General features: G+C 69.1%; 9 protein-coding genes. 5 read left to right on the plus strand and 4 right to left on the minus strand.

Annotated features, from left to right (window positions below):
- Window positions 1–8: 8 nt before the first annotated feature.
- The 3 genes from pncA to AC3AP7_RS08550 form a co-directional block, all read right to left on the minus strand.
- On the minus strand, window positions 9–638 hold the full coding sequence (gene pncA, locus AC3AP7_RS08540) for a bifunctional nicotinamidase/pyrazinamidase (protein WP_475763998.1): 630 nt from the start codon (window positions 636–638) through the stop codon (window positions 9–11).
- 49 nt (window positions 639–687) lie between these two features.
- The gene (locus tag AC3AP7_RS08545; protein WP_475763997.1) at window positions 688–2772 is read right to left on the minus strand and encodes a 3-hydroxyacyl-CoA dehydrogenase NAD-binding domain-containing protein; all 2085 of its coding nucleotides are present in this window, start codon (window positions 2770–2772) and stop codon (window positions 688–690) included.
- A 123-nt stretch (window positions 2773–2895) separates the two neighbouring features.
- Window positions 2896–4572, minus strand: a complete 1677-nt coding sequence (locus tag AC3AP7_RS08550) for a 3-(methylthio)propionyl-CoA ligase (RefSeq protein ID WP_475763995.1) — start codon at window positions 4570–4572, stop codon at window positions 2896–2898.
- Between the two features lie 118 nt (window positions 4573–4690).
- On the opposite strand from AC3AP7_RS08550, the gene AC3AP7_RS08555 reads away from it, so the two are divergent.
- The 5 genes from AC3AP7_RS08555 (at window position 4691) to AC3AP7_RS08575 (ending at window position 8496) form a co-directional block, all read left to right on the plus strand.
- On the plus strand, window positions 4691–6256 hold the full coding sequence (locus AC3AP7_RS08555; RefSeq protein ID WP_475763993.1) for a protein adenylyltransferase SelO: 1566 nt from the start codon (window positions 4691–4693) through the stop codon (window positions 6254–6256).
- An 86-nt stretch (window positions 6257–6342) separates the two neighbouring features.
- The gene (msrB, locus tag AC3AP7_RS08560; protein WP_475763991.1) at window positions 6343–6762 is read left to right on the plus strand and encodes a peptide-methionine (R)-S-oxide reductase MsrB; all 420 of its coding nucleotides are present in this window, start codon (window positions 6343–6345) and stop codon (window positions 6760–6762) included.
- A gap of 94 nt (window positions 6763–6856) precedes the next feature.
- Complete coding sequence (locus tag AC3AP7_RS08565) at window positions 6857–7390, plus strand: septation protein A (RefSeq protein WP_475763989.1); 534 nt, start codon at window positions 6857–6859, stop codon at window positions 7388–7390.
- Window position 7391: 1 nt separating this feature from the next.
- Complete coding sequence (locus AC3AP7_RS08570) at window positions 7392–7706, plus strand: BolA family protein (RefSeq protein WP_475763987.1); 315 nt, start codon at window positions 7392–7394, stop codon at window positions 7704–7706.
- 10 nt (window positions 7707–7716) lie between these two features.
- Window positions 7717–8496, plus strand: a complete 780-nt coding sequence (locus tag AC3AP7_RS08575; RefSeq protein ID WP_475763984.1) for a peptidylprolyl isomerase — start codon at window positions 7717–7719, stop codon at window positions 8494–8496.
- Between the two features lie 182 nt (window positions 8497–8678).
- Here AC3AP7_RS08575 and purL read toward each other — a convergent pair whose 3' ends face one another.
- Window positions 8679–12761, minus strand: coding sequence for a phosphoribosylformylglycinamidine synthase (gene purL / locus AC3AP7_RS08580; RefSeq protein WP_475763982.1), 4083 nt, complete (start codon window positions 12759–12761; stop codon window positions 8679–8681).
- Window positions 12762–13016: the final 255 nt, after the last annotated feature.

Consider the following 13016-nt stretch of genomic DNA (forward strand, 5'->3'; position numbering starts at 1 on the left):
CGCGCGAATCACGCGCGCGCGAGGTCGTTCGCCTGCACGCGCGCGACGCCCGCGGCTGCCAGCTCGCGCCACGCACGGGCGAGCGAACCGTCGAGATCGATCGCGCGCGACGCGTCCTCGATCAGCGCGACGTCGAAGCCCGCCGCGCGCGCATCGAGCGCGGACCATGCGACGCAAAAATCGGTGGCGAGTCCGCAGCAGAACACGCGCGTCGCGCCGAGCTCGCGCAGATAGCCGGCGAGCCCGGTCGGCGTGCGGCGGTCCGCTTCGAGAAACGCCGAGTAGCTGTCGACCTCTGCGTGGTGTCCCTTGCGGATCACCGCACGCGCGTGCGGCACCCGCAGCTCGCGATGCAGCGCCGCGCCCGGCGTGCCCTGCACGCAGTGGGTCGGCCACAGGACCTGCTCGCCATACGGCAGCGCGAGCGTGTCGAACGGCGCGCGCCCCGGGTGATTCGCGGCAAACGACACGTGCGACGCCGGGTGCCAGTCCTGCGTCAGCACCACGGCGCCGAACTGCCGCGCGAGTCCGTTGATGACCGGCACGACTTCGTCGCCGCGCGCAACCGGCAGCGCGCCGTCCGGCATGAAATCGTTCTGCACGTCGATCACGAGCAAAACGTCGTGGGGACTTCTCATCGCAGCACCTCGTGTCGGTTCGTCGCGCGCGTCATGGGCCTGCGCCTCATCAGCTGTTGAACCCGCGCCCGGCGGCCGCCAGTTCGGCGATGCGCGGCGCGAGCTGCCACGCGTCGCCGTTGCGCTGCGCCGCGTAGCGGCGGATCGCGCGCTCGACGTTGAACAGCCCCACCGTGTCCGCGTACAGCATCGGGCCGCCGCGCCACAGCGGAAAGCCATAGCCGGTCAGGTAGACCATGTCGATGTCCGAGGCCTTCGACGCGATGCCCTCGGCGAGAATCTTCGCGCCTTCGTTGACGAGCGCGAACACGAGCCGCTCGACGATCTCGTCGTCGCCGATCGCGCGGCGCGCAACGCCCGCTTCCTGCGACCCGGCGACGATCATCTCGTTCACCTGCGCGGACGGGTACGCGGTGCGCTCGCCCGGCCGGTAGTCGTACCAGCCGGCGCCGGTTTTCTGCCCGAAGCGGCCCGCCTCGCACAGGCGATCCGCGACGTTCGCGTAGCGCATGCCCGGATGCTCGCGATAGCGGCGCTTGCGGATCGCCCAGCCGATGTCGTTGCCGGCCAGATCGCTCATCCGGAACGGCCCCATCGCAAAGCCGAACTGCTCGATCGCGCGGTCCACCTGCGCGGGCAACGCGCCTTCTTCGAGCAGGAAAAGCGCCTGGCGCACGTACTGCTCGATCATCCGGTTGCCAATGAAACCGTCGCACACCCCCGCGACGACCGCAGTCTTGCGGATTTTCTTCGCGACCTGCATCGCGGTTGCGAGCACATCCTTCGCGGTCTCCCTGCCGCGCACCACTTCGAGCAGCTTCATCACGTTCGCGGGGCTGAAGAAGTGCATGCCGACCACGTCCTGCGGACGTTGCGTGAACGCGGCGATGCGGTCGACGTCGAGCGTCGACGTGTTCGACGCGAGGATCGCCCCCGGCTTCGCGACCGCATCGAGCTGGCGGAACACCTGCTCCTTCACGCCGAGTTCCTCGAACACCGCCTCGACGATCAGATCCGCATCCGCGAGATCGCCGAACGCGAGCGTCGGACGGATCAGCGCCATGCGCTCGTCGAGCGCCGCCTGCGTGAGCTTGCCCTTGGCGAGCGAGGCCGCATAGTTCTTGCGGATCGTCGCGAGACCGCGATCGAGCGCGTCCTGCTGCGTTTCGAGCAGCGTGACCGGCAGCCCCGCGTTGACGAAGTTCATCGCGATGCCGCCGCCCATCGTCCCGGCGCCGATCACCGCGACCTGGCGGATCGCGCGCACCGGCGTGTCGGACGGCACATCCGGAATCTTGCTCGCCGCGCGCTCGCCGAAGAACGCGTGGCGCAGCGCGCGGCTCTCGGGCGTCTGCACGAGCGCAACGAAGCATGCGCGCTCGAATGCGAGGCCCTTGTCGAAGCCGTTTTTCACGCCGGCTTCGATCGCGTCGATGCATTTGTGCGGCGCCGGGAAATGCTTTGCCGCCGCCGCGACGCTGGTGCGTGCGAACTGGATGAAGCCTTCGGGATTCGGATGCTCGACCGGCCGCTCGCGCAGCGTCGGATGCGGGCCGCTCGCAGCCCCGACCCGGCTTGCCAGCGCAAGCGCCGCTTCGAGCAGGTCGCCCTCGGCGAGCGTCTCGAACAGGCCCGCGCCCACGAGCTGATCGGACATGACCGGCGTGCCCGACACGATCATGTTCAGCGCGGCTTCCAGGCCGATCGCCCGCGGCAGACGCTGGGTGCCGCCCGCGCCGGGCAACAGCCCGAGCTTGACCTCGGGCAGCGCGATCTGCGTGCCGGGCGCCGCAATCCGGTAGTGCGCGCCGAGCGCGAGTTCGAGGCCGCCGCCCATCGCGACGCTGTGGAGCGCCGCGACCACCGGCTTCGCGCTGCGCTCGACGGCCTTGATCACCGTGCCGAGCGTCGGTTCCTGCAGCGCCTTCGGCGTGTTGAATTCGGTGATGTCGGCGCCGCCGGAGAACGCCTTGCCCGCGCCGGTCAGCACGATCGCGCGGATCGCCGGGTCGCTGTTGGCGCGGTCCACGCCGGCGACGATGCCGGCGCGCGTCGCGAGACCGAGCCCGTTGACGGGCGGGTTGTTCAGCGTGATGACGGCAACGCCGTCGCGGGTCGTGTAGTCCACTGCCATCTGCCTGCCTCCTTGCGATGAGGCGGCGCCGCGCGCCGCCCGTGCCGGTTCCTTGTGAGCCGGATCATTGTCCGACTTTCCGGGTCAGCAGGCAGCATACACAAAAAAGCACGATCGTTCAATTCATGATCGGGGTACGGGAGACGCCGCGGCATCGCCCTCGTCGGCGCGCGCGGACGGCAGCACGTGATGCCTGAACATCTCGCGCAGACGCAGCTTCTGCAGCTTGCCGGTGGCCGTGTGCGGCAGTTCGCCGACGAACACGACGTCGTCCGGAATCCACCACTTCGCGACCTTGCCCTCGTAGAACGCGAGCAGCGCCTCGCGCGTGAGGTCGGCGCCGTCGCGCCGGACCACGACGAGCAGCGGCCGCTCGGTCCACTTCGGATGGGGACAGGCGATGCACGCCGCCTCCGCGACCGCCGGATGCGCGACCGCGATGTTCTCCAGGTCGATCGAGCTGATCCACTCGCCGCCCGACTTGATCACGTCCTTGCTGCGGTCGGTGATGTGCAGGAAGCCGTCGGGGTCGATGGTCGCGACGTCGCCGGTCGGAAACCAGCCGTCGACGAGCGGCGAATCGTCGCGCGCGAAGTAGCGGCCGATCACCCACGGGCCGCGCACGTGCAGATCGCCGAACGCGACGCCGTCCCACGGCAGGTCGCGCCCGTCCGCTCCGACGATCTTCATGTCGACGCCGTAGATCACATGCCCCTGCTTCTCGCGCAGCGCGCGCCGCGCGTCGGGCGTGCGCCGCGCCTGCTCCCAGCCGAGCTTCGACAGCGTGCCGAGCGGCGACATCTCCGTCATGCCCCACGCATGGATCACCTCGACGCCGTAATCGTCCTCGAACGCGCGCAGCATCGCGGGCGGGCAGGCGGAGCCGCCGATCACCGTGCGCTGGAGCGTCGAGAAGCGCACCCCCGCCTGCTTCATGTACGCGAGCAGGCCGAGCCACACCGTCGGCACGCCGGCCGAGTACGTGACGCCTTCCGCCTCCATCAGTTCATACAGCGACTGGCCGTCGAGATCCTTGCCGGGAAACACGAGCTTCGCGCCCGCGAGCGGCGCCGCATGCGGAATGCCCCAGGCGTTCACATGGAACATCGGCACCACCGGCAGCACCGCGTCGCGCGAGGACATCGCCATCGCGTTCGGCAGCGACGCGCCGTATGCGTGCAGCACCGTCGAGCGGTGCGAGTACAGCGCGCCCTTCGGATGCCCGGTCGTGCCGGACGTATAGCAGAGATAGGACGCGCTGCGCTCGTCGAGTTCGGGCCACGCGTAGACGCCGTCGTGCGGGGCGAGCAGCGTCTCGTATGCCGTCACCGGCGTGCGCATCGCGGGCAGATGCGCGTCGTCGGCAAGCGCGATCCAGCCGCGCACGTTCGGGCATTGCGGCGCGAGCGCGTCGACCAGCGCCGCGAACGTGATGTCGAACAGCACGTAGCGGTCGTCCGCGTGATTGACGATGTAGGCGATCTGCTCGGGAAAGAGGCGCGGATTGATCGTGTGGCAGACCGCGCCGAAACCGGTCGTGCCGTAGTACGCCTCAAGGTGCCGGTAGCCGCACCACGCGAGCGTGCCGATGCGCTCGCCCGGCTGCACGCCGAGCGCGAGCAGCGCCTGGGCCAGCTGCTTCGCGCGCGTTTCGCAGTCGCGGTACGTATAGCGGTGAACGTCGCCCTCGATGCGCCGCGAGACGATCTGCGTCGCGCCGTAATGCCGGGCCGCGTGCGCGATCAGCGACGACACGGTGAGCGGCACGTCCATCATCTGGCCCAGCAACGGCGTGGTCATGAGCGTGGGTCTCCTCGCTTTCACGAAAGTGTCGGGTGTCGCGGTGCGGCATCACGCGCCCGGCCAGCGCTGCCGCAGGCGCGGACTTACAATATCGGCTAATCCAGAGGCGCTCAACATGTCGTTTTCCCCAAGCCTGTCCCCGCCCGGCGGCCCTGCCGCCGCACTCGATGCACTCGCCGCGCAACTGGCGAGCCCGCGCGCGGATGCGTTCGCGCAACTGGGCAGCGCGTTCGTCACCCGCCTGCCCGCCGCGCCGCTCGAAGCGCCTTACGTGGTCGGGTTTTCGGCGCAGACCGCCGCGCTGCTCGGCTGCGACGCGGAGCTCGTCCGCGCGCCGGCCTTCGCATCGTTCTTTTGCGGCAATCCGACGCGCGACTGGCCGCCCGCCGCGCTGCCTTATGCGTCGGTCTACTCCGGCCACCAGTTCGGCGTGTGGGCCGGCCAGCTCGGCGACGGCCGCGCGCTCGGCCTCGGCGAAGTCGCGCACGACGGCGCGCGCCACGAACTGCAGCTCAAAGGCGCGGGACGCACGCCATACTCGCGCATGGGCGACGGGCGCGCGGTGCTGCGCTCGTCGATCCGCGAGTTCCTGTGCTCGGAGGCGATGCATCACCTCGGCATCCCGACCACGCGCGCGCTCTGCGTGACCGGCGCCGACCAGCCGGTGCGGCGCGAGGCGATCGAGACGGCCGCGGTCGTCACGCGGGTGGCGCCGAGCTTCGTGCGCTTCGGCCACTTCGAGCATTTCTACGCGAACGGACAGACCGATGCGCTGCGCGCACTCGCCGATCACGTGATCGCGCGTTTCTATCCGCACTGCCGCGACGCGGACGACCCCTGTCTCGCGCTGCTCGACGAAGCGCTGCGCGCCACCGCCGCGCTGATCGCGCAGTGGCAGGCGGTCGGCTTCTGCCACGGCGTGATGAACACCGACAACATGTCGATCCTCGGGCTGACGATCGATTACGGTCCGTTCGGTTTTCTCGACGGATTCGACGCGGGCCATCTCTGCAACCATTCCGACACGCAAGGCCGCTATGCGTACCGGATGCAGCCGCAGATCGCGCACTGGAACCTGTACTGCCTCGCGCAGGCGCTGCTGCCGCTGCTCGGCCCCCAGTACGACGACGCAGCGCGCGGCGAGCGCGCGGTCGAGGACGCGCAGCGCGTGCTGGCGGGCTTTGGCGAGCGCTACGCGCGCGCACTCACGCAGCGCATGCGCGCGAAGCTCGGGCTCGAACAGGAACGCGCCGGCGATGACGCGCTGTTGAACCGCCTGTTCGACCTGATGCACGCAAACCGCGCCGATTTCACGCTGACGTTCCGTCATCTCGCCCAGGTGTCGAAGCACGACGCGCAGGGCGACGCGCCCGCGCGCGACCTGTTTCCCGACCGCCCCGCATTCGATGCGTGGGTGAACGACTACCGGGCGCGCCTTGGCGACGAGCCGCGCGACGACGCCGCGCGCGCTGCAGCGATGAACCGGGTGAATCCGCGCTTCGTGCTGCGCAATCACCTGGCCGAAACGGCGATCCGCCGCGCGAAGGAGAAAGACTTCAGCGAGGTCGAGCGGCTCGCGGCGGTGCTGCGCCGGCCGTTCGACGAGCAGCCCGACCACGCGGCGTACGCGGCGCTGCCGCCGGCATGGGCGGGCGCGCTGGAAGTGAGCTGCTCGTCCTGAACCGGTCCCGCACGCTGAACGCCCTGCCCTGAACGCGGCGCCGCGCAGGCCGCCCCCTTGAACCCCTATCCGCACAGGATCCGACAATGAATTCCGACGCGACGAAGAAAACCGACTACCCGGTGCAGAAAGACGATGCCGAATGGCGCCGCCAGCTTTCCGAGACCGATTATCAGGTCACGCGCCACGCGGCAACCGAGCGCCCGTTTACCGGCCGTTACTGGGACCACTGGGAACGCGGCGTCTACGACTGCGTGTGCTGCGGCACGCCGCTGTTCGAATCGGACACGAAATTCGACGCCGGCTGCGGCTGGCCCAGCTACTTCAAGCCGCTCGACGGCGAGGTGATCGAGGAGCTCACCGACCGCAGCCACGGGATGCTGCGCATCGAGGTGCGCTGCAAGCAGTGCGGCGCGCACCTCGGCCACGTGTTCGAGGACGGCCCCGCGCCGACGGGGCTGCGCTACTGCATCAACTCGGCTGCGCTACAATTCGAGCCCAGATAGCCCCGCAGCCTCGCGGGCAGCCCGCTGCGCCCGGCGCACCCGCCGGGCGCGACGCGCGCCTGTCCCGCTTACTTTCCGGATCCCCCGCCCCGACATGAAATTCCTGTTCGATCTGTTCCCGATCATCCTGTTCTTCGTCGCGTTCAAGCTGTGGGGCATTTTCACCGCCACGGCGGTGGCGATCGTCGCCACGCTCGTGCAGATCGCCTGGGTTGCGTTCCGCCACCGCAAGGTCGATCCGATGCTGTGGGTGAGTCTCGGCGTCGTCACCGTGTTCGGCGGCGCGACGCTCGTGCTGCACAACGCCACCTTCATCAAGTGGAAGCCGACGGTGCTCTACTGGGCTTTTTCGGTGATCCTGATCGTTTCGCAGATGGCGTTCGGCAAGAACCTGATCGAAGCGATGATGGGCAAGCAGATCACGCTGCCGCAACGCATCTGGGGACAGCTGAGCGTCGTGTGGGCGGTGTTCTTCGCGCTGCTCGGCATCCTCAACCTGTTTGTCGCGTATCACTTCTCGACCGATGCATGGGTCAATTTCAAGCTGTTCGGCTCGACCGGCTGCCTTGTCGTGTTCATCGTCGCGCAAAGCCTGTGGCTGTCGAAGTACATGAAGGAAGAGGAGTGACATGAGCCGCGATGTGTTTCTCACCGCCGACCCTGCGGCGCGCCTTGCGCTGATCGACGCACGCCTGCGCACCGCGCTCGCGCCGGTGCAGTCGCTGAGCGTGCGCGACGACAGCGCGCAGCATGCCGGCCACGCCGGCGCGGCCGCGGGCGGCCATTACAGCGTCCTGATCGTCGCCGCCGCGTTCGCCGGCAAGCCGCGTGTCGCGCGCCACCGGCTAGTGTATGATGCGCTGGCCGATGCCATGCAGCGCGGCATTCACGCCCTAGCCATCACGGCGTACACGCCCGAAGAATTCGCTTCGCTTCCCCGTTAGGAAACTTCCGATGACCTTGAACAAAACCCGCCTTTGGGTATTGATGGCCGCGTTTGCGGCCGCGCCGGCTTTCGCCCAGAACATCGCTGTCGTCAACGGCACGCCGATTCCGAAGGCGCGTGCGGATGCACTGATCGAGCAGCTCGTCCAGCAGGGCCAGCAGGACTCGCCGCAACTCGAAACGGCGGTGCGCGAGGAACTGATCAACCGCGCGATCCTGATGCAGGAAGCGGCCCGCCTCGGCATTCCGAACCAGCCGGACGTGAAGGCGCAGGTCGCCGTCGCCGAGCAGACCGTGGTGCTGCGCGCGCTGATCCAGGATTACCTGAAGAAGAACCAGCCGACCGACGCGGAAATCAAGGCGCGCTACGACGACCTCGTGAAGCAGGCGGGCACCAAGGAATATCACCTGCATCACATCCTCGTGGACAACGAGCAGGAAGCGAAAGACCTGATCGCGAAGCTGAATGCCGGTGCGAACTTCGAAGACCTCGCGAAGCAGTATTCGAAGGATCCGGGCTCGGCTAAGAACGGCGGCGACCTCGACTGGTCGGACCCGAACGCCTACGTGCCGGCGTTCGCCGAAGCCGCCGAGAAGCTGAAGAAGGGCGAAATCACCGAGACGCCGGTGCACACGCAGTTCGGCTGGCACATCATCCGCCTCGACGGTACGCGCGACGTCGCGCCGCCGCCGCTCGACCAGGTGCGCGCGCAGATCGTCCAGCAGCTGCAGCAGGAAAAACTGCAGGCGTACGAAGAAAACCTGCGCAAGAAGGCGAAGATTCAGTAACGCCGCCCCCGTGGCGACGCACTTTCAGCGTTGCCCGGCACGTTAAAAAGCCGCCCATCGGGCGGCTTTTTGCGTTGTTGCGCATCACGGGCGGGCACAGGCGCAGGTCGATGCGCCGGCACAGGACGCGGCAGCGGATGCGTGGCCAGAAAGGCCGGCACCCGCGCCGCGGCAAGACCGCGTCAGCCGAGCCAGCGACGCGCGTTCTGGAACACGCGCAGCCACGGGCTGCCGTCGTGCGCGCGCCAGCTTTCCGGATGCCAGCTCATCTGCACGGTGCGATGCACGCGCTCCGTATGCGGCATCAGCACCGTGAAGCGGCCGTCCGGCGTCGTCACCGAGGTGATGCCGGCCGGCGAACCGTTCGGGTTGAACGGATACTGCTCGGTCGGCTGGCCGCGGTGATCGACATAGCGCATCGCAACGTGCGCACGCGCCGCATCGCCCTGCTGCGAGAAATCGGCATAGCCTTCGCCGTGCGCAACCGCGACCGGGATGCGCGAACCTTCCATGCCGCTGAAGAAGATCGACGGCGACGCCTGCACTTCGACCAGCGAAAACCGCGCTTCGAACTTCTCCGACTTGTTGCGCGTGAACTTCGGCCACGCGTCGGCGCCGGGGATCATCGACGCGAGGCTGCTCATCATCTGGCAGCCATTGCAGATGCCGAGCGCGAACGTATCCGCGCGGCCGAAGAACGCAGCGAACATGTCGGCCAGCTGCGCGTTGAAGCGAATCGTTTTCGCCCACCCTTCGCCGGCCCCGAGCACGTCGCCATACGAGAAGCCGCCGCACGCGACCGCTCCGGCGAAGTCGGCGAGCGTCGCGCGCCCGGCGAGCAGGTCGCTCATGTGCACGTCGTACGCGTCGAAGCCGGCGCGATCGAATGCGTAGGCGGTTTCGAGGTGCGAATTCACGCCCTGCTCGCGCAGGATCGCGACCCGCGGCCGCGCGCCCTTGCCGATGTACGGCGCCGCGACGTCGTGCGCCGGATCGAAGCTCAGATGCGGCGCGATACCCGGATCGGCCGTGTCGAGCAGCGCGTCGTATTCGGCGTCCGCGCAGGCCGGGTTGTCGCGCAGGCGCGAAATGCGCCAGCTCACCTCGCTCCACGCGCGCTGCAGATCGACGCGCGGCGCTTCGTAGATCTTCCTCGCATCGCGATAGATCTCGATCGTGTCGTGCCCGTTGAGCTTGCCGATCACGTGCGAACAGGCCGACAGCCCGTGCTCGCGCAGCGCCGCGAGCACCGCGTCGCGCTCGTGCGCGCGCACCTGGATCACCGCGCCCAGCTCCTCGTTGAACAGCGCGCGGATCGTGCGGTCTTCGCGGCGGCCGCTCGTCTGCTTCGCCCAGTCCTTCGCGTCGCCGTAATCGAACTCGTGCTGCGCGTCGAGCGTCAGCATGTCGACGTTCAGCGACACGCCGACGTGACCCGCGAACGCCATTTCGCAGACCGTCGCCCACAGGCCGCCGTCCGAGCGGTCGTGGTACGCGAGCAGCCGGCCGGCGCGATTCAGCGCCTGGATTGCGGCGAAAAAGCGCTTCAGGTCTTCCGGATCGTCGACGTCCGGCACGGCGTTGCCGACCTGCTGGGTGACCTGCGCGAGAATGCTGCCGCCGAGGCGGTGGCGGCCGCGGCCGAGGTCGATCGCGATCAGCACCGAGTCGCCGGCCTCGTCCGGGCGGCGCAGTTGCGGGCTCAGGTGGCCGCGCACGTCGTCGACCGGCGCGAACGCGGAGATGATCAGCGACACCGGCGCCACCACTTCCTTCGCGACACCCTGCTCGTCCCAGCGCGTGCGCATCGACAGCGAATCCTTGCCGACCGGAATGCCGATGCCGAGCGCCGGACACAGTTCCATGCCGATCGCCTTCACCGTGTCGAACAGCGCCGCGTCCTCGCCGGGGCTGCCGCAGGCGGCCATCCAGTTGGCCGACAGCTTGAGCTGGTCGAGCGACGCGATCGGCGCCGCGGCGATGTTCGTGATCGCCTCGCCGACCGCCATGCGGCCCGAGGCCGGCGCGTCGATCACCGCGAGCGGCGTACGCTCGGCCATCGTCATCGCTTCGCCGCGGTAGCCTGCATAGTCCACCGTCGTGATCGCGACGTCGGCCACCGGCACCTGCCACGGCCCGACCATCTGGTCGCGCGCGGTCGTGCCGCCGACCGAGCGGTCGCCGATCGTGATCAGAAACGACTTGTTCGCGACCGTCGGATGCCGCAGCACGCTCGTCGCCGCCTCCGACAGCACGATGCCCGTCACGTCGACCGCCGGCAGCGCGGTGGACACGCGCGCGACGTCGCGATGCATGCGCGGCGGCTTGCCGAGCAGCACGTCCATCGGCATGTCGACCGGCTGATGCGCGTTCGGGTCGCGCAGATCCGCGTCGAGCAGTTTCAGCTGACGCCCGGTGGTCGCGGTGCCGATCACGGCAAACGGGCAGCGCTCGCGCGCGCAGATCGCGTCGAACGCATCGAGGTCGGCCGGCGCGATCGCGAGCACGTAGCGCTCCTGCGCCTCGTTCGACCAGATTTCGCGCGGCGACAGGCCGCTTTCTTCGAGCGCGATCTTGCGCAACTCGAACACCGCGCCCTTGCCGGCGCCGTCCACCACTTCGGGGAACGCGTTCGACAGGCCGCCCGCGCCGACGTCGTGAATGCTCAGGATCGGGTTGCGCTCGCCGAGCTGCCAGCACGCGTTGATCACTTCCTGCGCGCGCCGCTCGATTTCCGGGTTGCCGCGCTGCACCGAATCGAAGTCGAGTTCCGCGGTGTTGGTGCCGGTCGCCATCGAGCTTGCCGCGCCGCCGCCCATGCCGATGCGCATGCCGGGGCCGCCGATCTGGATCAGCAGCGAGCCTTCGGGCAGGTCGTGCTTGTGGGTGTGCTGGTCGGAGATGTTGCCGATGCCGCCCGCGATCATGATCGGCTTGTGATAGCCGCGCACGCGGCCGTTCACGTTCTGCTCGTACGCGCGGAAATAGCCGCCGAGGTTCGGCCGGCCGAATTCGTTGTTGAACGCGGCACCACCGAGCGGGCCGTCGATCATGATCTGCAGCGGCGACGCGATGCGGTCCGGGCGGCCATAGGTGCCGTGCGCGTCCTGCGGGTTGCGGTGCCCGAGCGGCTGCGTGACGTCGCGCGCGTTTTCCCACGGCTCGCGCGCGTCGGGCAGATCGAGGTTCGACACCGTGAAGCCGGCGAGGCCCGCCTTCGGCCGCGCGCCGCGGCCCGTCGCGCCCTCGTCGCGGATTTCGCCGCCGGCGCCGGTGGCCGCGCCCGGAAACGGCGAGATCGCGGTGGGGTGGTTGTGCGTCTCGACCTTCATCAGCGTGTGCGTGAGCTCGACATGACGCCCGTAGCGCTCGGCCAGCGCGCCGTCGTGGCCGGGCTGGCCCGGCTTGCGCGGGAACCAGCGCTCGGCGGCGCCGCCCGCCATGATCGCGGAGTTGTCCGAATACGCGACGATCGTGCCCTGCGGATTGAGCTTTTCGGTGTTGCGGATCATGGCGAACAGCGACAGGTCCTGCGGCTCGCCGTCGATGGTCCACTGCGCGTTGAAGATCTTGTGCCGGCAGTGCTCGCTGTTCGCCTGCGCGAACATCATCAACTCGACGTCGGTCGGATTGCGCCCGAGCTTCGTGAACGCGTCGACGAGGTAGTCGATCTCGTCGTCCGCGAGCGCGAGGCCGAGCGCCGCGTTCGCGCGGGCGAGCGCGGCGCGGCCGTGCCCGAGCACGTCGACGGTTTCGAGCGGCTTCGCGGGCAGTTCGTCGAACAGGTGCATCGCGTGCTCGCGCGACGGCGCGACGCTCTCGGTCATGCGGTCGTGCAGCGCGGCGGCCACGGCCGCGCGCGCTTCGTCGGACAGCGCCTTGCGGCCGCCGAGCAGGCCGCTGCGCAGCGTCACCGTGTATTCGACGCCGCGCTCGATGCGCCGCACCTGCGCGAGCCCGCAGTGGCGCGCGATGTCGGTGGCCTTGCTCGCCCACGGCGACACGGTGCCGAAGCGCGGCACGACCAGGAACGTCTCGCTGTTTTCGCGCTCCTTGCCCGCCGCGAACGGATCGCCGTAATGCATCAGCGCCTCGATTTTCGCGCTGTCCCCGGCGCTGAGCGGCGCGCCCGCGTTCACGAAGTGCAGGTACTGGCCGCGCACGCCGGTGATGCCGGCGTCAATGCGCGTGAGCGTGTCGAGCAGGCGGGTTTGACGGAAATCGGAAAGGGCCGAGGCGCCCGGGAAACACGAGAAGTGAGCCATGGACTTGACGTTGCGTCGACAGTAGCGTCGTTGAGTCGCCGGGCCGCGCGTGCAGGCGACGTGGGGCGACAGGAAGTCCGCCATTATACCCCGGGAAAACCCGGCGGCGGCCGCTTCGCGCGGGCCCGGACGACGCCGCGCGCGGGCACGCCGCGGCCCGTCGCGCGTCCCCGCGCCTCGGCAGCGGGCCGGTTTGGCTGCTATCATTCGCCGTTCACCAGATCGGCGCCGCGGCTCGTCAGCGCGCGCCGCATG

Source organism: Paraburkholderia sp. PAMB 6770, from assembly GCF_057748135.1.